The organism is Bradyrhizobium sp. WSM471, assembly GCF_000244915.1.
Lineage (GTDB): Bacteria > Pseudomonadota > Alphaproteobacteria > Rhizobiales > Xanthobacteraceae > Bradyrhizobium.
In genome coordinates this window covers 2,075,671-2,097,389 of sequence record NZ_CM001442.1, presented here as the reverse complement: position 1 = coordinate 2,097,389, position 21,719 = coordinate 2,075,671, and the positions used below count along the sequence as shown (strand labels likewise).

The following is a 21,719-nucleotide window of genomic DNA, read 5'->3' as shown; positions in this document are numbered from 1 at the left end:
CAATGGGAGGCGTCATGTTGCGAATTTTGCGTAACAGTGTTTTCGGGCTGGTTTTCCTTTCAACGCTTTTGGGCGCCGCACCTCCCGCCTCCGCCGCTTATCCCGACCGTCCCGTGCACTGGCTGATCGGCTTTTCCGCCGGCGGCCCGGTCGACATCGTGGCGCGGATCATGGCGCAGTGGCTGACCGACCGCCTCGGCCAGCAGTTCATCGTCGAGAACCGCACCGGCTCCGGCGGCAACATCGCGGCCGCGGCCGCGATCACCTCACCGCCGGACGGCTACACGCTGCTGTTCGTCGCGCCCAACAACGCGATCTCCACCTCGCTCTACAAGAAGCTGCCGTTCGACTTCCTGCGCGACACCGTGCCGGTCGCCAGCATCATGCAGCTCACCAACATGCTGGTCGTCTCCAACGCGTTCCCGGCGAAGACGGTTCAGGAGTTCATCGACTACTGCAAGGCCAATCCCGGAAAGATCTCCTTTGCCTCGTCCGGCAACGGCACCTCGGTGCACATGTCGGCGGAGCTGTTCAAGGTGATGACCAAGTGCGACATGGTGCACGTGCCCTATCGGGGATCTGCGATCGCCTTCCCCGACATCATCTCCAACAAGGTGCAGCTGATCTTCGACAACCTCCCCTCCGCGATGGAGCAGGCCAAGGGCGGCAACGTCCGCGCGCTCGGCGTCACCTCGCCGCAGCGCTGGCCGAGCGTGCCTGACGTGCCGGCGATCGCCGAGACCTTGCCGGGCTTCGAATCGGTCGGCTTCTACGGCATCTCCGCGCCGAAGGGCACGCCGCAGGACGTGATCGAGATCCTCAACAAGGCCGTCAACGAGGCGCTGAAGGACCCGAAGCTGGTCGCGCGCCTCACCGAGACCGGCGGCATCCCCAAGCCGATGACGCCGGCCGAGTTCGGCAAGCTGGTCACCGACGAGACCGAGAAGTGGCGCAAGGTGGTGGAGTTCGCCGGCGTGTCGGTGGACTAGGCCTGTGGAACTGCCCCGCGCCCGCAGCGCGCCGACGCGACATCGGAGGGGACCGGAAGACCCCTCCCAACAAATGTGCGAAAACAACCCCATGCACAGTAGAAACATTGAGGGATTACAAGAGGTTACGGAATCGAAAAAACGAGCCCCTGGCGCGATTGCCAGGGGCGGCGGGCGAAAGCTCGGCGAGGTGGGCTTGCGCCGTCGGGCAAAACAGGACTATAAGGGCATCATCGCCGATTTCGGTTATTCAAAAATCTTAGACCTCGCCGCCCCGACGTTTCCAACCGCCGGAGCCAGCATTGCACCCCCGCCTCCGTCCCTGTAAACGAACCGCGCACCGTTGCCGGCCGCGCCTCTCGCGGCCCGTCTCGCGGCGGGGCCTGTAGCTCAATGGTTAGAGCCGGCCGCTCATAACGGTCTGGTTGCAGGTTCGAGTCCTGCCGGGCCCACCAGCCTTCGCTCGCTATGCGGACACTTTGAAAACGACTCGATTTGCGCTTTAAGAACGACTCGATTTCGTTTTGAAAACGACTCGATCTCCCAACATCCTGACACGCCTATCGAATTCCGCCTCGATTTTTTCGCCCACTTTTGAGCGCCGAAAAAGTCAGGGGGGTCTGATCAGCTTCGCTGCGTTCTCCGACGCCTCCAAACCCCGCCCAATCACCTAGTGAGCAAAGCATGAAGCAGCCATCAACGAAGTTCGTGTTCCATGAGCAGGAAGTCTCGGGCGTCACGTTTCGGGCCATGGTGGAGACCGGACGCGTCGTGCTGCACATGCAGAACTCGAGCGGTCGCGAGTCCAGCGTGGACCTCATCGGAGAGGCATTCGCGCTGCCCTGCCTTTGCTATGCCGAAGATGGCTGGCAGCGCCGCGGAATGGTTTCAGGACCATCGGGCTGGGCTGTCTGCCACGACTCCGCGCGCGAGCCCCGAATGTTTCTCGGGCATCTGCACCGGGATGACGTGCGGCTTCTGACGCACGAATTCGGCCTCCATAAAAGGGGTAGCGTCCATCGCCAGGTCGAATTCAAGGACTCGATAGCTGGCCAGGCGCTGAAGCAGGTCATGCTTCACGATCCCGCCCGCGCTGCCCTTTTCCGTGAGGCCGATGCATCACTGGATCACTGGGCCGAACAGGTTGTCTCCGAGGAGCCGGCGCGGCCCGGGATGTCTGATTTGATGTTTGGACTTTGAGCCTGAGACAAAGGCCGGCCATAAAGCGAGGTTCAGTTGCGACGGGTTCTGTTCACCGGCGATGAGCGCGAGGTCGGCGGTTGCATTCACTGCGGCGGTCCGGCAGATACGCTTGACCACGTGCCATCCAAGCTGTTCTTGGATGAGCCATTGCCGGCAAATGTTGATGGCTGTGCCGCCTGCCGCTCCTGCAACAACTCGCTCGGGCAGGACGAGGAATACGTAACGTGCATAGTGGAATGCGCAGCAACCGGACATGCGGACCCGGAACACGTAGAGCGGCGCAAGGTGGCGAATATTCTCAAGAATAGCCCGGCACTAGTGCAGCGATTGAAGCGAGCCAAGGCTGGGACCGAAGCTGGCATTGTCTGGTCGGTCGAAGAAGATAGAGTGAAGCGCGTGCTCGTAAAGCTGGCGCGCGGGCACGCGACGTTCGAACTCAACACGCCTAGGTTTGAGGAGCCGGATGTTTATTGGGCGCGTCCGCTTGTGACCCTATCTGCTGACGACCGCGCATACTTTGAGGGGACGGCAAGCGGTCTAGTGGGGCTCTGGCCCGAAGTTGGTTCACGGATGCTCACGAGGCTCGTCGAGCCCGAGCCAGGAGTGTTTCAGGATGGCTGGATAATTGTTCAGGAGAACCGATATCGTTTCCGTCCCTGCTGGGATGATGGGGTTCGCATCTTCATAGAGCTGAGGGGGTATCTCGCCTGTGAGGTAGGCTGGACCGACGACATGCTGGAGTAGACCTGTGGCCACACCCTACGGCAAAATAGACTTCGAAACCGAAGCTCTAAAGATCTACGAAACCGACGAGCGCGAGCGCCTTTTCGCGGGGGCTTACGAGCGGTTTCCCGGCTATCAAGGCGCTCAGATGATCGACGCCCTCGATTATATCATGGACGGCTTCGAGCAGAGCTTTGCCTCCAAATACACTGAAGGGGATTGGCTGGCTATTTCGGAGCAACTCGCCGATCACGTGCACAACGGCTTAACGTGAGAAAGCGCAGCCGACCGCAGCCATCAAGCGAGATGCCAAGCCGAAAGATTCCTTGGAAGGAGGATCCTGCTCATCGCTCATGGACGATGGCCCAAGTTAAGTCCAAGAACACCACTCCCGAAGTGCTGGTCAGGCGAGCGGCGCACGCCATGGGTCTTCGTTTCCGACTGCACCGTAAGGACTTACCTGGCAAGCCAGATCTTGTCTTCCCGAAATGGAGGGTCGCGGTCTTCGTCAACGGCTGCTTCTGGCACTGCCATGTTGGATGCGGCCGCGCTCGCGTGCCGCGATCGAACAAAGCTTACTGGGTCCGCAAGCTAGACAGGAACGTTCAGCGCGACCGCCAAACCACCCGCTCGTTGCGCAAAGCCGGCTGGCGCGTCATCGTTATCTGGGAATGCGAAACGAAAAGGGCCGCTCTCCTGACATCGAAGCTGCGCCGAGTAGCCTTGGCAAGGGCTCATGGCTGAGCCCCGGGAGCGGCACGGCGCATCAATGCGTTGTCTTCGGGACGAGTTGCAGCGAACCTGAGTGCGTTCAGCGGCCGACGCTCCAAGTCGAACGTGTCGACGAAGCACAACGGATTGCCGCTCGGTTCGATTCCGAGCTCCCGGACAGACGTTTGATCGAGCCTCCACAGGGGGTGGACGACCGCGTAGCGCCTTTCCACGCGGCCGTCGACGATCCGCTCTTCGACGCAGGGCAGACGGCCGCCAGAGCCGACACGTTCATACCGCAGCGTCCTGGGCCGCATGGACACTACCGCCTGTGCCAGCGAATGAGCCTTCTCGAGCCAGCCTCGGAGTTCCGGATAAGCTTCGAAGTTTCCATCGAGACCGCATGCGTAATGCGGGTCGATCATTGCTCGCAGGTAGGAAATCGCCAGCCGCCAGTCGAGCAGCGGATGGTATCGCCGGTTCTGATACTGCTGCACGCATCCGTAGCAGGAGGTCGTGCAGCGCGAGGCGTGCTTTTCCTCAAGGAAGTCCCTCAACGGCCACCGCCCGCGGTCGTTTACGACCTCATCGAGCAGCCGCGCGATCTCGGGGCGACCGTCGCTCCCGGCTTCTCCAAGACGCCGGCAGAGGCCGGATCCGTTGATCAGGGTGTCGGCGATCTGAAGCATCGGGCTATCGCCTCGCAGCCGAGGCTCCAACGCCTCGAACTCGTCCGGAGCCACGTCGAGCACGAGCGCGGCCTTCTGCACAAGGAGGTGCGTCGCACTGATCGCCGCGGACCTGGCGCCGATCCTGGACCGCACACCCCGGCGCGCTACGAGATCCAAATTCAGGCGCCGATTGAAGGCAGTAGTCTCGAGGAACAGCGCGTCCGTCTCCTTACGTGCAAGCAGCCCGAACCTCATCGCGACAGGCGCCGTCAACGTCCATCTTCCGTTGCCCGCGATCCTTTCGATGCCCGGGTCGACAGCCTGCTCGGGCAATGTCACGTTCTTCCAGCCTAAGACATCATTGTCGGTGACGACGTCGGCCCCGAAGAACCGGGCTTGGCCGTTCTCGTCCTCGACGCCGCTGTTGAGGTTCATGATCGTCGTGCCGGCTCCGGCGTGCACAGTCAGGCTGCCGACGCTCTTCGGCACGCCATCATGCTGAATCGTGGCGACGGTCCTGATCGCCATCTGACCAGGAGTTTCAACGTCCTTGGACGTCGGCCGGAAGTCGGTCCGAAATGCACTGGGCGAGACATAGTAGTTGAAGGCGTCCTCGGGTACGTCCGCGCCGCAGTCTCCGCAACGAATGGGCGCGCCCGGGCGGTCAACCGTGTGACTTGCCGCGCCACATGCTCCGCACCAGGCGACATGGGTAGCCTCTCCGAACCAGTCGGACTTCGGCGGGTCCACGACGATCTCCTTACCGCGGCGCTCCGGGTCAGAGAGCGGCCCAGTGAATCCGATGACACGATGTCGCGCCTTGTCCTTGACGAGGACTGCGCCGGGCGCGAACTCATAGATCGCCATCTCCAAGTCGCGATCCATGACGCTCCAATCGTACTCCTCAGGAAAGACGCCGGGCTCGCGCCTGGCACCAAGATAGAGATTCCGGACGCGCGTCGGCATGCCATACATCGGAAGCAGCCCCTGTTCCGCCAGGAACTGGGCCAATCCACCGCGTACGCGCGGCTTCTGCGCAGCCAACGCCATGACCTCGCTCATGAGAACCGCCGGCCTGGACATGTCGAGCAGTTGCTGACGCTGCTCAGGCTTCAAGATCGCCGTAGTGATAAAACGTTGCCGGACGTCATCAGTGTCTTCCAGCGCCTTGCGGAGCCTGTCCGGCCAAGCGGATCCCGTGTCATAGAATTCGTCCGTCGGAACGTATTCTCCATGGACGTCCGGTGGCGTAAGCCCGTCCCCGGGGTAGGGAAGACCATGCGAGATGCATTCGTCGCGCACGAGTGCGAACGCGGCTCTCAGCCAAACCTTTCGCAAAAGGCGCAGCGGGATCGGATTGTGATCCACGGCCAGAAAAGGCGCCGGCGGCGGATCTCCGGTGATGGATTCTGGATGACGGAAGTAAAATGCGTCGTGGCTGCGTCCGCGACAAAAAGTGGTGACGAACGAGAACGCCTGCCCTCGGCGGCCAGCACGGCCTACGCGTTGCTGATAGTTGAAACGCTGCGGAGGCATGTTCGCCTGATAAACAGTCTGCAGCGAACCGATATCGATGCCCACCTCCATGGTCGTGGTCACGGACAGCATGTCGATTTCCTGCGCGTGCTGCCCGACCACATTGTCTTGGCCGACGAAAATGTCCTTGTACCGCCTCAGCCGATCCGAAAAGTCGTCAGTCTGACCGCTCAGTTCCTCGCACTTCAACCTGAAACGAGGGGTGTTCTGATCGTGCCCGCGGACGATGCGGCGCCCCAGAAAGTTCGAGTTCCACAGATCTTGGACCGGACCGGTCCGCTCCGCCTGCAGCGGCATATAGCAACGTGTGCATCGGCCGACGCCACGATGCATATGAACGCGTTCGCATGCTGTGCAGCGCCAATAGGGATCGTCCGGCCGGGCAATCTTCAGATAGAGCTTCCCAACCTGAATCGTGCCGCCATACTGGTTTTCGGCGGTCAGACGCTTCAGCACGTCATCGAGGCCAATCTGCCATTGCGTGCCGAAAATATTGTCGGCGAAACGGCGCACCTTATTCGACTCCTGCACCTCCTGAGCCGAATGCCATTGCTTCGTGTCAGTCGGGTCGTAATACTCCCCTTCTTGGACCCTGCCTCCGCTGGCGAAGACGCGCAACCAGGCGTCCATCTCGTCCGCCGCAGCGCCCTCAGCCGCCGAGAGCGACGGATATGCCAAGCCAGTTTCCTCGATCGCGAAGAAGCTGTTCGCAAAGATCACGTCCTCAATGAGCTCCGTCTGGCTCTTCATGATCTCTTGCGACAGTTCGCCCCGCAGAACAGGCGTCAACGCATTCGAGAACGTCACCTCTCCCGCGATCTCGCTGAACGCCTGCCACCAGGGATGCTTGTTGAATCGCTTCCTTCCAAACTCGTCGAAGGGATGGATGCCCAGCCGGACGAGCTCGGAGGTGATGCGGGAGACGTTCGTGCTGTTGACCGAGAATTGCAGCAGATGATCGAGACGAACTTTCCGGGTAGGCACGCTGACCGCGCCGCCGCCGGAGTTCCTATTCCAGGCTTCTATCATAGCGGCGACGCCGCCCGCGTCGGTCTTCGCCCTCTCCTGAATCATCGCGATCTTCTGATCTTCGGTCAGGTACGTGGCTTCCGCCTCTCTCAAGACAGCTCTAGCGACGGAGACGAGGATTTCGCGCCGCAGGTCGCGAAGATGCAGTCGCTCGATCTCGAGCGACTGATTTGCGGCGTCTTGACGGCTGTCGCTAAAAACGATGCTCTTTGGATCTGCGCCAATGGCGTGAAGGAGTTCGAACATCTCCGTCGCGACCATCTGGGATGCTTTTCCGACGCCGGTCCGGAAGGCCCTGATCGGGGAGCGCGACCTGCTCTCCCGTGGCCGGTTCGAGTAGTCGGTCGAGCACTTCGGACAGCAGAACGGCTGGGCAGTCTTCGGAAACGCCACTCGCTTCCTCACCGTCACCGCGGCGTCGGTCTGGAAATAGAGATGACCGCCAATGTGACCCGGAGGCACATTGGCGCCGATTGTCGCCACGCCGGTGTTGGGATCGAGAGAAGCGTGCTCCCAGGAATCGAACTTTTTCTCGGAGCCCTTCCAATCGTTCCGCCGCGGCCAGAAGACCGCGAACTGATCGAATAGCATCCTGTCGTAGTATTCGGACACGCCCTTCTCGGGAATGTTCTCGAGATCCGCCGCGGACGGCAACATTTCGACGACGGCGCGGGAGTCCTTGTCGCCGCGCTGTCCTCCAATGAGAAGCTCCCCGCAAGCTTCGCAATACAGGAGCTCAAACAGTCGACGGCCTCTCGCCTCGTCCCCGACCTTGTCGCCATGCGAGACGCCTCGCTCCATCGTCAAGTCGTCGACCTCGATTCCGCCCTCGACCGGTCGGATCGATCCGAAAAGCCCTTCCACATTTCTGATGAAGCCGTGAAACCTAAAGGAAGGCACACCCTCCGGCAGTCTCGTCCGGAATTCGTCGCTCTTGCTCTCTGGCAGAGCCCGAACCAACATCAGCCCACGGACGGCGTCCGTTTTCGTCTCGTCTCCAAACAGACGCGCCGCCACATCAGCAATGGAAGTCGCGCGCACCCCTCCATCACTCGCGCAGACGGCGGTCAAGTGTCAATCGGCTTGCAACTTTGACCCCTCATCGGCGTCCAATTTTGACCCCTTTGTGCGGCGTTGTTTGCTGGTAGCGCTCGTCTCGTCGGAGCTGGCCGGGATAGCGGAGGCGAGACGAGCGCGGGTGGCGTGATCGTCGTCTCGGCTTTTGAACCGCCAGCTGTCGTTGCCGGTCTCGACGATGTCACAGTGATGGGTCAACCGGTCGAGCAGCGCGGTGGTCATCTTGGCGTCGCCGAACACACTCGGCCATTCGCCGAAGGCGAGATTTGTCGTCACGATGACGGAGGCGCGCTCATAGAGCCGGCTGACGAGGTGGAACAGAAGCTGGCCACCCGACTGGGCGAAGGGCAAATAGCCGAGTTCGTCCAGCACGATGAAGTCCATCCGGGTCAGATGCTCGGCGAGCCGTCCTTGCCGTCCGTTGCGGGTCTCGGTCTCGAGGCGATTGACGAGGTCGACTACGTTGAAGAAGCGGCCGCGAGCACCGGATCGGATGCAGCTTCTGGCGATGGCAATGGCCAGGTGGGTTTTGCCTGTGCCGGTGCCGCCAACCAGTACGACGTTGCGTTGCTGGGCGATGAAGCCGCCGCCGGCTAGGTCATTGACGAGAGTCTGATTGATTGGCGTGCCATCGAACTGGAAGTCCGCGATGTCCTTGGCAAGTGGCAGCTTGGCAATGGTGAGCTGGTATTTGATCGACCTGGCTTGCTTCTCATTGATCTCGGCGTTGAGCAGGTCGCCGACAATGCGCTGAGGTTCGTGCTGGCGTTTGACAGCGGTCGCCATGATCTCGTCGAAGGCCGCCTTCATGCCATAGAGCTTGAGTTCGCCCATGAGGTCGAAGATTTGGGTTCGTTCCATCAGATGGTCCTCCGGAGGTTGTCGTAGCGGGCACAATCGGCGATCGGTGCATGACGGAGCGTCAGTGCGGCCGGCGTCATGATGTTGGCCGGTGGGGCGAGTTCACGTTGACGGGCCAGGATATTGAGAACGACATCTGCGGAATGGACGCTGTGACTGAGCGCTTCGGCACAGGCCGCTTCCACCGCGGGGAGACCGTCAGTCAGCACCGCGTTGAGGATATCGACCATCTGCCGATTGCCATCGTCGGTGCTGGCAAGCTTGCGCCGGATCCGCTCGATCGCGGCCGGCAGCACCCAGTCCTTGAAGGGAGCACCGTTGCGCAAGGCGCCGGGTTTGCGGACGAGCACCGGCACATAATGCCAGGGGTCGTAGACGGTATCGCCGCGACTAAAGGATCGCGGGTGCTCGGCAACGATGCGTCCATCCTGACGGATCACGATGCGATCGGCATAGGCTTGAACCTCGACCGGTCGTCCGACTGCGCTGGCTGCGACCGAGTACTTGTTGTTGTCGAAGCGCACCAGGCAGGTCCTCGAGACCGACGCCGTCACGGCATGGAAGCCGTCGAAGCGGCCGGCATAGGGAACGAGCTTGGGGCGTTCGGCTTCGAACACGTCCCAGATCGTCTGATCAACCAACTCCGGATGGCGATGAGCCTTGGCGTAGGCGATGCATTTGTCGAGCAGCCAGGCGTTTAACTCGTCGAGGTTTTTGAACCGCAGCCGCGGCGTGAAGAAGCGTTCCCTGACCAGCCCAACCTGGTTCTCGACCTGCCCCTTCTCCCAGCCCGACGCTGGCGTGCAGGCGACCGGATCGACCAGATAGTGGCTGCACATCTGCAAGAAGCGGCGATTGTAGAGACGCCCTTTACCGACGAAAATCGTCTCTACCGCGGTCTTCATGTTGTCGTAGATGCCGCGAGTGCAGGTGCCTTTGAACAGGGCGAACGCCCGGTCGTGGGCATCGAACACCATCTCCTGCGTCTCCCGCGGATAGGCTCGCACGAACAGCATGCGGCTGTGACAGAGCCGGACATGGGCGGCCTTCACCATCACCGTGGTGCCGCTCAGCAAGACCACCTCGTGGCTCCAGTCGAACTGGTAGGCTTCGCCTGGGGCAAAGCTCAGCGGAACATAAGCGGCTGCGGTCGGTTGCCCGCGTTCTTTGCTCCAGCGCCTGGCGTAACGCCGCACCGCATCGTAACCGCCGTCATAGCCGCGGCCGCGCAACTCTTCGAAGATCCGGATCAGCGTCAACTGTTCACGAGCGGATTTAGTCACGTTCGACGCAAGCAGCCCGTCAAGTTCGACTGCCCATTGTCCGAGCTTTGGCCGCGGCTGCACCTGCCGTTCGTACTCGAAGGAGGTCTCTCCCGACCTCAGCACCTTCCGAACCGTGTTCCGCGACACCTTCAGGTCACGGGCGATCTCCTTGATCGTCTTGCCCTTGATGAAGTGCTCGCGCCGGATCCGGGCAATCGTCTCCACGATCAGCATCCCCCACCACCTGCTTTGTTACGAAGCAGGCAGCGCAACAGACCAACCTGTAGGGGGTCAATTTTGGACGCCGATCCCCCGGCTTAGGGGGTCAATATTGCAGGCCGAATGACAGTCATGCCGCTGCTGCTGCAGCTGAAGGACGCCGCCAGCGAGAGCGTCGCGGCCGGCCTGCTCGGGCTCCCGCCGACCGTGCTGCCGAGCCTCGCCGAGCGCGGCCTGATCCGTCGACTGGACGGACCGGTCTGCGGCCTGGTCGCCGGCTTCGTCGCCTACAGCAAGTCGTCGATCGACGATCTCATGGAGAAGGTTTGGTCCGCCGCGCGCCCCGCCGGCGACAATTGCCGCTCGATCGCCGTCGCGGCCCGCGCCATCGGCACTGGCGAAACGCCCTGGGCGGCGATCGTCTCGGCCATCGTCGCCGGCGACGCCGGAGTTTTCGACAAAGGCACCAAGCGTCGCAACATCCGCGTCAGTCTCGCGGTGGAGGACATCAATGCCTTCGTGGCAGGCGTCGCCTGCCATCTGCACGAAGATCCCTCCGCCTCCACGCCTCCCGAGTGGATCGCGCAGTCGACCGCCGCAGAGATCCTACACGTCAATGTCGCCTTCCTGTCCCGGCTCGCCGGCTCCAGGCCGGATCTGCTGGCGCAGCGCGGCCCCGGCTACACGCCGTACGCCAGCATCGAGGTCCACGCACTCGCCGGCGTCTACATGTTCGTGGCCGAGATCGCGCGCCGCAGCGGGATGCACGCCCGCCGAGTGCCGACCTGGCTGCGCTCGAACGGCGTCCATCCGGAGATCGCGCTGCAGGCGAACCGCGACTTCGGATACCTGCGCCTTGCCGTCGAGCCGCTGCTCGACAAGCTCCTCGACGATACCGCCGCGAAGAACGCATCGCTCGCCGAAACGCCCGAGACCGTCCGCACCAGGTTCCTCGCAGCCGTCGCGGCCGGTGCCGGCCCCAAGGCCACCGCCGAGGCGATGCGACTGCCCTACCGGAAGGCCAAGCTCTGGGTGGAGGTCTGGCGCAAGACTGGAGCGGTCGCCGAGCGGAAGCACGGCTACCGCTCCAAGCTCGACGCGCAGGAAGACTTCCTCCGGGAGCTCTTCGCCAGGCGCCCGACCATCAAGCTGGCCGAGGTGCACGAAGCGCTCACCAGTCGCGGCGCGAAGACCAGCAAGACGTCGGTCTGGAATGCGCTCGAACGCTTCGGGATCGCGCTCGCCGAGCGCGACGGCCGGCAGGCTGCGTCCAGATGTCATCTCAATCAAAAAGGCAAAGCTGGAGCCACGACATGAACAAGTTCATCAGCATCCGCCAGGCCACGCGGAGAAACCAGGCCTGGGCCATCGATATCGCAATGCTCGACCTGGACGGCCGTCCGATTGTCACGCTGGTGATCGACGTCCACACACGCCGCCCGCTGAGCGCGACCGTTTCATCCGAGCTCTCCGGAGCGGTCACCGACGGATTGGATCAGCTCGTCAGGTCGTTCGACCGTCCCGAGGCTATCTGGCTCGACTATATCCACGACCACGCCTTCTTCCCCTTCCTGACCTGGGCCGACCGCCATGGCATCCCGCTCGTCTACGGCTCGCCGCCCGCTACGAGCGCTCTCGCGAATGCGGTCCTACGCGATCTCGGCGCTCACCTCCAGAACAAGCCGCTCACGACGCTCATGGACCTTGGCCACCAGATCGAGCGCTGGCGCGAGTCCTACTCGCTCGCTGCCCGCACCTTCCCTGACATCGACCAGTAAGAGGAGTACACGATGATCGTCACGATGACCGAAGAGTGCATGAGGGGCATGGCAAAGCGACTGCGTAAGGTGCTGAGCGGGCTCGGCGTCGAGCTCAAGCACACGGTCTGCCTGGAGCTCGCGGCCAAACTGTGCGGGTTCGAGAACTGGCGCCACTTTTGCCTGCGCAATCCCGACGAGCCGCTCATCCTCCTCGACGACGAGGTCTCCGATGACGAGTTCGCCACGCGCGACGCGTTCCAGATGGCGGCGCTGCAGGCGGCGGACCTGGACGCGGTCGCCCGCGAGCTGCTGGACCGCGCGAACCCGACGGGCTCCTGGGCCAGGCAGTCCGAGGAGGCCGTCACCGAGTACGTCGGCGGCAACGACCCAAGCTGAGACCTTCCCGCAGCAGCCGAAAGCTAGTCCTTCAGGGACGTCCGCCAGGTGGCGGACGCCTCCCCTTCGGCCCCCTCACTTCGGTTCCCGGTGTCTTGTCGTCCAGAGGCGCGTTTCCGCCGACGACAGCAGGCTTCTTCCCCACCGCAACAACTTGCCGAACCAGCAAAGGCGCTACCAGTCTCGTCGGTCGGCACCCTGATCCTCGTCATCCGCCTGATCCTTGTAGCTATCGGCGATCCTATTAAGCAGCGCGCGCGTTCTCACGTTGGCGGCGCCCGCCGACTTTGCGTCAGCCCGGTACATCGCCACCAAATCGCGCTCCTGCTCTCCGCCATCGTTCGCCCGTCGCATGGTCGCGCCGCGTCTGTTACGCAGAGCCGAGTAAAAGCCGTCTTCCAAGGCGTCGCTCCTCGAAGTCTCAAGAATCTGCCGGACGGCGGGCGGCGGCCATGGCAAACCATCCCGCCGGGGAGCCGCCGACAGGATAGCTCCGATCTTATCTTCCGTGATCGGTCCAAGGCGCTTCTGTTGGGCGATCTTGCGAACCTCGTCCACCCAGGTTTGCAAACTGCCAACATCGATGTCGCCATTGACCGTTGTGCCGGGAACGGTCGCCCAACTCGACAGCACGCGCCACGCCTGTGTTGCGACCGTCTTGTCCTGCTCAGAAATTTCCGCAGGCGCGACCTCGCCGTCCGGAACGTATGCACGCGCGATCAGGTCCATGAATAGACGCGGCTCCGTCGCCAGGGCCGCCTCGAACACCTTCGCTGGACGTTGCGAATGCTCCAGCAGGGAATAGTAAATCCATTCCAGTCCCGCGAGCTCCTGAGGCGTAGCAGCAGGATCAGCGTCAAGTCGTTCGAACAGTTGCACGACGTAATACTGGAACATCCCGTCACCATCTTGACTCCCCCCAGCGATGGTCGATGGATGGCGCAGGACTGCAACAACGAGAGCAGCAGGCACAGTGAGCGTTTCATGCCCGCCGATCCACGCCAGCGCTGTGCCGCCGCGGTCAACAGCCAGAAGCTTGTCGATCACGAACAACGGATCAGCGCTCTCGGGAATGGAGTGGTCTTCGATCTGCTGCCAGTACGCCCGGGCAACCGCAGGTCCGGCGGCATCGACGGTTTCCCAGGTTTGCTGTCCATCCGAGAGCGAAAGCGCCAGTCGCGCCAGGACGTCCGGCCCCTCCGATCTGCTCACACCTTCCATGAAGCGACCGAGCAGCCACTTCTCTCCTCTGAGCCGAACGAGGCCAAACAAAAAGCCTCGGACGAACTCCCGCAGTTTCGACACCGGCAGCGCGGCTTCCAGCAGGCTGTCCTTGATCGGATCGGACGCAACGGCGGAAGCGAGCGCCTCCCCGAGAATCCGGGGCTGCCGAACCTGACCTGCCATCGCAATCACGGCTTCCGCCGAAGCCGTCGCCAGAATCTGTTCGGCGGCAACGGAACGCTTCGAATTGATCTCCTCTTCCACGTCACGCCAGGACCTGTCGCCGCGAAAAGTGAATGTGGCGCCACCGAACAGGTAAGCATGCCTCACGACCGGATCGGTCGGCTCCAATTGCGCGAGCAATGCCTTCAATGGACGGAGCGCGTCCGATTTGAGCGACCAAGGCGCCTGAACCGCCTGCTCGTGCCGGCCGATCATCCGCCGCAACGCTTCATGAAGCTCAATCCGCTCATCCGGACTGAACCCCACGGTTACGCCAACCAGCATAGCCTCCGCGTTGGCGCGCCATTCCTCGTCGAAGCCGTGCCAGCGATCCAGCAATTCGACCCAGCGCTCCGGCGTGTTTCCAGCCGCAGCGAGAAGGCGTTGACCGATATCGGCGTAGTTCCGAAGGACCGCGTCACGAGTCAAAGTCTGCGCCTGGTCGCCCGCCGAGAAGTCTCGCCATCGAGGAAATGCCGCACCCTGTTCCGACGCAAAGTCAGCCGGCGCGAGAGCGATAAGCAAGTCCCATCCGACCCCAGGATGTCGTGCAACTATGGCGTCCAGCACCTCGAGCCGTTCAGCCGCACTGGCGAACGTCTGCGGGCGCCACGGCAAAAGGACGCGCTTGAGAGTGGCGTCTGGACGGTTTCCCCAACTGCCGCCAGGGTCCATCTCGGCCAATCGGGAAAGCGCGAAGGCTACCCGTCCCAGATAATCGGGGCTCCACGCCAGAATCTCGAGCGCCCACATGAGATCGGCGAGATACTCCGTCCTGTCGTAGAGAAATCCTTCATCGCTCCTGAACAGGGAGGCGATCGGAGAAGGATCGGCGTCCAGCGCTCGCTCAAGACAATCGAGGAACGCTTCAGGTGAAGCCTCGGCAAGTCCGCGGAAGTCATGCGATAGAGACCACCACTTGCGCTCATCCGCGCCCTGCAGCAGCGCACGAACAGCCGCTTCGGTTCGACTCTTCGCGTCGCGAACAGCGCCCGCACGCTCGGGAAAGACCGCAAGTGCGATCATGGCTTCGGTCAGCCCGTTCCTGAGCAGCCCGGAAGCGAGCTTGGGCGGGCCCAGCTGAAGTTTCCACTTGTCGGCCGGATCGGCATCAAAATCCGGATTATCTGCCGACAGCACCTCCAAGAAGGCGTCCGACAAAAGATCAAGGTGACGAGCGGTCAGGTGTCCGGCCAAAAGAAACCAGCTATCCCGCAACGACGCCAACTTCCAGGCAGAGCCCGCTCGACGAAGCGGGCTATCCAGAACGCCCGCCCAAGGGGCGAGTTCAGCCTCCAACTCATCATAAGTTCGGCCACTCAGCCGCTCAAGCACGTCGCGGTCGACGGGATGGGCCACATCCCACGCGCCAGCGAGCATGGCGGCCAGCAACGCCGACGAGACCGGAGACGCCGCCCACGAGGGCATTCTGTCGGGGCCCGCGGGCATCAATCGGCGCAAAACTGCCAGACTGCGTCCGCATTCCTTCGCCAAGCCTTGAGCTTTGTACTGATCGACGCCCATGAGGCCCAGCTCTCGCTCGACCGTGAGGCGCCATGGCCGTGGCAGCTGCACGATCTTGTCGGACCTCAGCGCCTCCGAACCCAGCGCAACAAACACGTGATGGCCACTCCTGACGAGCGAAGCGGCCAGCCCGGAATCGCCTTCTTCAAGGACCACAACGACCTTGGCGCTGAGGTCGGCCAGAGCCCGAGCCGCTTCCGTCGATCCCGCGACGAGAAATCGACCTTCCCAGAACATCCGGTAGGCCGTCGGAAGCGGCTCGACGACAGCTCCCAAGAACGCGACCGCTTCGTCGACCGACTCGGCTTGAACGCTCTCTACGGAAGGCGAGCCGACCAGCCAGCGGCGCAGCCGGGTGGCCTCTTCATCGCGATCGGCGAGCAGAAGGCCCGCGCTCATCGGCGGGTCCGTGGCAAGGGACCATTCTTCGAAGGCCTGCCTGAGATCTCGAGTACCCGGCCTCCGCTTCCCGATCCGGCTCGCGAGCCACTGCGAAACTCCCGGGCAGAGATCGAGCCAATGCACCAGGTCGTCGCCGTCGATGGCGCTGACCTTGCGCCAGACCGGAGGAAGAACGGCTTCCTTTTCTTGAACCCAAGCGAGCTTCGCGGGCCAGCGATGAGGCGTCACGAAAACGAAGGTGCTGTCGGCGCGCTGGATGGTCGTGGGTCCAGTTGAGCGCTTTTCGTAGTCCTCATCGGCCTTGCCTTTGATGTCGGTCCGCTGCGCTCCGATTTCCCACACCGACACTCCGTTTGGAACGTTGTCCTTCCCGATCTCCACATTGCAGACACCGTCCCATCCCGGGAAAACGATGCTGTCGCCGGCGGGGAATCGAAACTGCGCGCTAGGTCCCACCGTCGCCAAGATCAGTCGGCTGATGAGCTCCGGAAGTCCCTCTTGCCCGTCGCGCGTTCCAGCCCATACGGCCAGGTCTTGTGCTTCGATCCATCGGAAGGGCGATCCGACCGACAGAGCCGGAGCGGACGGAGCCGCTACCGAGATGGTGCCATCAGCCTGGAAGCTAACTCCGAATTTGGCCATTGCCTCACCGACGGCCTCGGCGTGTTCTCCGAGAGAGTTCCGCTGTCCCCGCTCGAAGTCGGAGATCACCCACGGGCTAACCTGGGCGGCGAGCGCGACGTCCCTGATCGACTGCGCCGACAAAGCGCGCGCCGCCCGCAGATTCCTTGGGGTGATTGCAGAGGCCTTCGTCATCTTCGCTCGCTGATTGAAAACCGGGTCTCTACCCCATGAGGACAACCGAGGCTACGGGCGCGAGTGCATTCTCGCCGCGCACGCGGTGGAACACGTGGAAAGCTATGCCCTGCCGATCAGAAATCCAGGTCTCGTGCTGCGCACGGAACGAACGAAGGGGACGAAGGGATTCGGTTCGGGCGCCCTCGATGCTAATGTTGACGGAAAAGCCAACGATCCGAGCACATACTTTCACTCGGGCGAGCAAGCGTTCGATATCGCTCGCGTGGCTCGACCGAGATCGCTGCCCGCGCCATCGCGGAAGTGTTGGACGGGATCGGCGACACCTGCCCCGAGTGCTGAACGCCCAGTAGGATCTCGCCGAGCGTCAGTCCTCTTGAACCTAAGTTCTATCTCCGCCGCGCGAATAACGATCGGCGCGTCCGTTGGCTTGATTGTTGTAGTCCCCACAAAGCGCCTCGAATACAGCTTCTATCTCGATGTTGCTCCAGTTCCACTTCTCAGATTCCCACCGCTCGTCATAGAAGCCGTCGAACCGATATGCTCCTTGATCGTAATGGACCGCAATAAGGCCCGGCGTGTCCAGCCCAAGAGCCTCATCGATCAAAACGCCAGCCCTTCGAAGCCTTCCGTCGATCGTGCCGGCACCTTCGAAATCGGGAGACCTGTGAATCGGCGCTCCCAGCTCTCCGAAGGCAAAATGCCATAACGCGCCGCTCACACATGCTCCACCCATCCAGGGATCGTAGAAAAACGGGGCGAGCGCCCCCACCTTCTGCCCCGGCAACGGGAGGCGTAGCAGGTTGGCCAAAGCGAAGGTCGGGCCCCGCATGAATTGCGTGTTCTTGAAATTACCTGCAGCCTTTTGGATAAGATTTTCGATAGCCAATCTGACGGACTTGGGATCGTAACCCCCATCTCCTCCGTATCGACGGTGAGGTGAGATTTCCCCCTCGACCACAGCAATCTGACGGCCTTCAGCGACTTGACGATCAAGTTCGATCTGCGCGTCCATGCCCGCATCCAGCATCTCCGGAAGACGCTGTGGCGCATCGACGATATCTAGGGACTTCACCTCGATGAAGAACGACAGCGTCTTTGGCTCGCCATTTATTTCGGTATCCAATTCGCACTCGAAATCAGGACCTGCCCGGGACGTCTCCGGGATCTTGCTGATCCTCAGCCTTCCGCTACCGCGCTCGCGCAGGAGCCTACAAAGAAGGGCTTCCGAATAAATGTCGAAGACCGAACGATACACCTCGTGGCGCGGCGACTTAGATTGGGCGATCAGCTTCGTTAGCATTTCCTGCGCAAAAATGCTCATCGACGTATCGGCGACGGCGGCGTCCTCGATTGCGCGCAGTTGCCCACGGTCGAAGCATCTAAGCGTATAATCCTGTGTGATGCCGGATTGCCGGTGAAACTCGTCGAGGAGAGCCCTGCTCACCGGATACGCAAGCCGAAGCGCCTTCTCATACGTCTCCTCGAACTGCTTCTTGAAATCACCATGGGTCTTCGGATCAGCAAGAAGGAGAAGCATGCGATCGGTGAGTTCGAGCAGCGCGGGATCGCGATCACGCCGAGCACGATCCCACAGAACGTTTAGCCATTCACTGTCAACTACGCCAAGGAAGTAAGCACGGTCCTGCCGCGACAACGGAAGATGTCGTTCGAATGCATCGGCCAGTTCGGTGGACCCTGGCCCCGTCCAGATCGGAGTGTGAGCAAGCATAAGTGAAGGTTGCCGCATTTTCGCGCGAGAGGAAAGTCCTTCGATCGTTGACAGTGAAATGCGGCAATTGGAACGCCTACTTAGGCCGACTTCCGCCGCGCCTCCGCCGCCGGCTTCTTCGCGGCCATCTCCTTGGCGGGCTTCTTACCGGCAATCGGCATCAGCATCTCCTTCTGGCCTGCAGCAGCCTTCCGCGGCTTCTTGGCGGGCTTAGCGGCTTTCGCCGGGGCGCCCTCCTGACCTACGCTCCGACGCAGCGCCTCCATCAGATTGACCACGTTGGTCGCGACAGGCTTCTCCTTCGACGTGATCGCCTTACCGGCGCGCTTCTGGTTGATGAGGTCGATCAGCGCGGACTCGTAGTGGTCCTCGAACTTCTCCGGCTCGAAGCTGCCCGCTTTCTGGTTCACGATGTGCCTGGCGAGATCGAGCATGTCCTTCGTGACCTTCACATCCTGGATCTCGTCGAAATACTCCTGCTCGCTGCGCACCTCGTAGGGATAGCGCAGCAGCGTCCCGACGAGCCCCTTGTCCATCGGCTCGAGCGCGATGATGTGCTCGCGATTGGTCAGCACCACCCGCCCGATCGCGACCTTGTCCATCTCGCGGATGGTCTCCCGGATCACGGCGAAGGCGTCGTGCCCGACTTTGCCGTCGGGGCGGATGTAGTAGGGACGGATCAGGTAGCGCGGATCGATGTCGGCCTTGTCGACGAACTCGTCGATCTCGATGGTGCGCGTGGACTCCAGCGCGATCTCCTCGAGCTCCTCCTTGGTGACCTCGATGAACTGGTCCTTCTCGAGCTGGTAGCCCTTGACGATGTCCTCGTTCGGCACCTCGTCGCCGGTATCGGCGTCGACCTTCAGGTATTTGATCCGGTGCCCCGTCTGCCGATTGAGCTGGTTGAAGCTGATCTTCTCGCTCTCGGACGTGGCCGGATAGAGCGCCACTGGGCAGGTGACGAGGGACAGACGCAGGAAGCCTTTCCAGTTCGCTCGCGGGGCCATGGTTACGCAACGCTCCAGGTACGGGACTTGGACTCAAGACGAACGAGGCGGGGCGGTTCCGACACTGCGCGACGTCCGGATCATTTCTCCACTTTCGACTTTGGACGGACTCGACTCTGCTGTTCTTGATATGTTCTAATCGATCATGGCCGACCGACCCGCGAGCTGGCGCATGCCGACACCGAAGCAGATGCAAAAGATGGCCGCTGCCGTCGGCGGAAAGGCCCCATCCGTACGCGGATTGGCTCCGAATGAAGCTCTGCCGCCGGAATACTGGCAGGCGCTCCTTCAGGACCCTCGCGCCGAAGCGGTCAGCCCCGGCCCCGACACCGCCGGACGCCTGCTGCCGCTGCGGCAGATTTCCCAGCACCTTCTCAGGGTCGGCTGCCGGCGCTGCGGCAGGTTGATCGAGATTCAGAAGGCGGACGCCACCCGGCTCTACGGTCCGGAGGCGATCTGGAGGGATGTCGGTCAGCGGCTGCTCGACAACACCTGCACCAACCGAACCGGCCGCCATGAGGAAGATGGCTGCTGGCCGACCTTCGACGTGTCCTAGGCGCCAGTCGATGGCGCCGAAGTATCATCCGACGCCCCTCTCCGGAGGCGACCGCAAGGCTCTCAACAAGGAGCTTGGGAAGTCGCGCGCGATGGCCAACATCCTGGCTGCGCAGTCTGTCGAGATACGGGCGAAGGCGGAGGCCATGCTGCAGCAGGCCGACAAGTTGCTTTGCGAAAGCTGGAACGAGCGGATGTGGGCGGACGGCGGCCCGATCGACCCGTCCCCGACCATCGACCAGGCCCTGAACGGGGGCTACGCATGGATCGAGATCGAGTGCTCGCGCTGCAGGACCAAACGGGACGTCGACATGGCCGCGCTGCGCCATCCACCGACCACGTTCGTGCACGACCTGGCGAGCCGCCTCCGCTGCAGCAAGTGTGCTAAGGCCGGACGCCGGCAGGCTGCCACGCTGTTGCAGCTGGCCCAGCGGGGCCGGCATCCGGATCCGGAGACCTGAAATCTTGTGCAATCTCTACTCGATCACCACCAACCAGGCCGCCATCAGCGCGCTGTTCCGCGTGGTCAACCAGTACGTCGGCAATCTCGCGCCGATGCCAGGCGTGTTTCCGGACTACTCGGCGCCGATAGTCAGGACCGGCGCCGAAGGCCGCGAGCTTGCCACCGCACGCTGGGGCATGCCGTCGTCATCAAAGGCTCTCATGGACGCCACCAAGAAGCGCGCCGAGAAGCTGCAAGCCAAGGGCAAGACCGTGGATTTCAAGGAATTGCTCCGGATGGAGCCGGACTCCGGCACGACCAACATCCGAAACGTGAAGTCAAAGCACTGGGCGCGCTGGCTCGGCGTCGAGAACCGCTGCATCGTGCCGTTCAACAGCTTCAGCGAGTTCAACAGGGCAGAGGGCGGAGACATCTGGTTCGCGCTCGACGAGACCCGACCGCTCGCCTGTTTCGCTGGCATCTGGGCAAACTGGACGTCGGTCAGGAAGGTCAAGGAAGGCGAGACCACGAACGACCTCTACGCGTTCCTGACGACCGAGCCGAACGCCGAGGTCGGCGCCATCCATCCGAAGGCGATGCCGGTGATCCTGACGACGCCCGACGAGGTCGAGACCTGGATGACCGGGCCCGCGGAGGAAGCCCTTCTGCTGCAGCGGCCGCTTCCGGATGGGGCGCTGCGGATCGTCGCCCGCGGCCTGAAGGAAGACCCCGCGCCGGCAACCTAGCGTGCGCTCGCCGCCCGGAATGCGCTGGATGCAAGTAAGCTTGAAGGAACGGCACGACGCTTCCGCCGTTCGCAGACTGGCATCAGATTTAAGGATACGCGGAGCCGCCGGTGCGAATACTCGTCGTCGAGGACGACCCCCTCATCCGGGAATTCGTGGTGGAGGCTCTTCGTGAGGCGGGCTACGAAGTCATCCATGCGTCCAATGGGGAAGACGCGCTGGCATGGTTCGGAAGGCGCGTCGCGGATGTGCTCGTAACCGATATCAGACTGCCGGGCGCCATCGACGGGTGGCAGATTGCCGAACGTTGCCGCGAGCAGGATCCCGAGCTGCCGGTAATCTACGCCACCGGCTTCTCGCCCGTCGCACCCCGCCCGGTGGCGGGCAGCGTATTCCTGCGGAAGCCTTTTCCGCCGGAGGAGGTCGTCCGAGCGGTAAACGCGGTCGGCAGGGAGAGACACTCCTCCCCGTGACGAGACCAACCCGGACCCGCGCCAAGCCCCTCACCGGATATGCGGAGCGACCTTCCAAAGTCGCTGCGGAGTCGGTTACGTTTTGGGGTCGGCCGGCGGCCTCAGCGGACTGTCGGCCCATTTGAGGGCCGCAGGG

The 21,719-nt window shown here is 62.4% G+C and carries 17 protein-coding genes, 1 tRNA gene and 1 pseudogene; 13 read left to right on the top strand and 6 right to left on the bottom strand.

Annotation, left to right across the window (positions count from 1 at the left end; genetic code table 11):
* Positions 1–14 precede the first annotated feature (14 nt).
* From BRA471DRAFT_RS09220 to BRA471DRAFT_RS36630, 6 genes are all read left to right on the top strand, one after another.
* The gene (locus BRA471DRAFT_RS09220; RefSeq protein ID WP_007606492.1) at positions 15–989 is read left to right on the top strand and encodes a tripartite tricarboxylate transporter substrate binding protein; all 975 of its coding nucleotides are present in this window, start codon (positions 15–17) and stop codon (positions 987–989) included.
* A gap of 379 nt (positions 990–1,368) precedes the next feature.
* Positions 1,369–1,444: transfer RNA gene (locus BRA471DRAFT_RS09210), tRNA-Ile, on the top strand.
* A 229-nt stretch (positions 1,445–1,673) separates the two neighbouring features.
* Positions 1,674–2,189: a hypothetical protein gene (locus tag BRA471DRAFT_RS38780; RefSeq protein ID WP_007606491.1), complete on the top strand. Its 516-nt coding sequence runs from the start codon at positions 1,674–1,676 to the stop codon at positions 2,187–2,189.
* Positions 2,190–2,225: 36 nt separating this feature from the next.
* Positions 2,226–2,936 carry a hypothetical protein gene (locus BRA471DRAFT_RS09200; RefSeq protein WP_007606490.1) on the top strand — a complete coding sequence of 237 codons (711 nt, stop codon included), beginning with the start codon at positions 2,226–2,228 and terminating at the stop codon, positions 2,934–2,936.
* Between the two features lie 4 nt (positions 2,937–2,940).
* Positions 2,941–3,189 (top strand): hypothetical protein, encoded by a 249-nt coding sequence (locus BRA471DRAFT_RS09195; RefSeq protein WP_007606489.1) that lies wholly within the window; start codon positions 2,941–2,943, stop codon positions 3,187–3,189.
* A gap of 32 nt (positions 3,190–3,221) precedes the next feature.
* A complete protein-coding gene (locus BRA471DRAFT_RS36630) occupies positions 3,222–3,659 on the top strand; it encodes a very short patch repair endonuclease (RefSeq protein ID WP_007606488.1) in 438 nt (145 codons plus the stop codon).
* Here BRA471DRAFT_RS36630 and BRA471DRAFT_RS09190 read toward each other — a convergent pair.
* From BRA471DRAFT_RS09190 to istA, 3 genes and pseudogenes are all read right to left on the bottom strand, one after another.
* The gene (locus BRA471DRAFT_RS09190; protein WP_050992585.1) at positions 3,650–7,933 is read right to left on the bottom strand and encodes a helicase-related protein; all 4,284 of its coding nucleotides are present in this window, start codon (positions 7,931–7,933) and stop codon (positions 3,650–3,652) included. The two genes, BRA471DRAFT_RS36630 and BRA471DRAFT_RS09190, sit on opposite strands and share 10 nt — an antisense overlap.
* Positions 7,934–7,936: 3 nt before the next feature.
* On the bottom strand, positions 7,937–8,800 hold the full coding sequence (gene istB, locus BRA471DRAFT_RS09185) for an IS21-like element helper ATPase IstB (RefSeq protein WP_007604773.1): 864 nt from the start codon (positions 8,798–8,800) through the stop codon (positions 7,937–7,939).
* An 8-nt stretch (positions 8,801–8,808) separates the two neighbouring features.
* A pseudogene (gene istA, locus BRA471DRAFT_RS09180) lies at positions 8,809–10,299 on the bottom strand (IS21 family transposase); the annotation flags it as partial.
* A gap of 108 nt (positions 10,300–10,407) precedes the next feature.
* Between istA and BRA471DRAFT_RS09175 the strand changes: the two are divergent.
* From BRA471DRAFT_RS09175 to BRA471DRAFT_RS09165, 3 genes are read left to right on the top strand one after another with little or no spacing between them, the layout of a single operon-like run.
* A complete protein-coding gene (locus tag BRA471DRAFT_RS09175) occupies positions 10,408–11,601 on the top strand; it encodes a hypothetical protein (protein WP_007606486.1) in 1,194 nt (397 codons plus the stop codon).
* Positions 11,598–12,062 (top strand): hypothetical protein, encoded by a 465-nt coding sequence (locus tag BRA471DRAFT_RS09170; RefSeq protein WP_035973752.1) that lies wholly within the window; start codon positions 11,598–11,600, stop codon positions 12,060–12,062. The genes BRA471DRAFT_RS09175 and BRA471DRAFT_RS09170 overlap by 4 nt, the downstream gene beginning before the upstream one ends.
* A gap of 12 nt (positions 12,063–12,074) precedes the next feature.
* Positions 12,075–12,440, top strand: a complete 366-nt coding sequence (locus BRA471DRAFT_RS09165) for a glyoxalase superfamily protein (RefSeq protein ID WP_007606484.1) — start codon at positions 12,075–12,077, stop codon at positions 12,438–12,440.
* 174 nt (positions 12,441–12,614) lie between these two features.
* On the opposite strand, the gene BRA471DRAFT_RS09160 is transcribed toward BRA471DRAFT_RS09165, so the two are convergent.
* The 3 genes from BRA471DRAFT_RS09160 to BRA471DRAFT_RS09150 all read right to left on the bottom strand — a co-directional run bounded on the left by BRA471DRAFT_RS09160 (position 12,615) and on the right by BRA471DRAFT_RS09150 (position 19,367).
* Positions 12,615–16,628, bottom strand: a complete 4,014-nt coding sequence (locus BRA471DRAFT_RS09160) for a hypothetical protein (protein ID WP_007606482.1) — start codon at positions 16,626–16,628, stop codon at positions 12,615–12,617.
* 382 nt (positions 16,629–17,010) lie between these two features.
* Positions 17,011–18,285 (bottom strand): hypothetical protein, encoded by a 1,275-nt coding sequence (locus tag BRA471DRAFT_RS09155; protein WP_157234037.1) that lies wholly within the window; start codon positions 18,283–18,285, stop codon positions 17,011–17,013.
* 155 nt (positions 18,286–18,440) lie between these two features.
* Positions 18,441–19,367, bottom strand: a complete 927-nt coding sequence (locus tag BRA471DRAFT_RS09150) for a Ku protein (protein WP_007606466.1) — start codon at positions 19,365–19,367, stop codon at positions 18,441–18,443.
* A 172-nt stretch (positions 19,368–19,539) separates the two neighbouring features.
* Between BRA471DRAFT_RS09150 and BRA471DRAFT_RS09145 the strand changes: the two genes are divergently transcribed.
* The 4 genes from BRA471DRAFT_RS09145 (at position 19,540) to BRA471DRAFT_RS09130 (ending at position 21,583) form a co-directional block, all read left to right on the top strand.
* Entirely contained in the window at positions 19,540–19,923 is a 384-nt protein-coding gene (locus tag BRA471DRAFT_RS09145; protein ID WP_007606462.1) for a hypothetical protein, read from the top strand.
* Positions 19,924–19,933: 10 nt separating this feature from the next.
* Positions 19,934–20,383, top strand: coding sequence for a hypothetical protein (locus BRA471DRAFT_RS09140; protein WP_007606461.1), 450 nt, complete (start codon positions 19,934–19,936; stop codon positions 20,381–20,383).
* Between the two features lie 4 nt (positions 20,384–20,387).
* Positions 20,388–21,110 carry an SOS response-associated peptidase gene (locus BRA471DRAFT_RS09135; RefSeq protein WP_007606460.1) on the top strand — a complete coding sequence of 241 codons (723 nt, stop codon included), beginning with the start codon at positions 20,388–20,390 and terminating at the stop codon, positions 21,108–21,110.
* 110 nt (positions 21,111–21,220) lie between these two features.
* Entirely contained in the window at positions 21,221–21,583 is a 363-nt protein-coding gene (locus BRA471DRAFT_RS09130; protein WP_007606459.1) for a response regulator transcription factor, read from the top strand.
* Positions 21,584–21,719 lie beyond the last annotated feature (136 nt).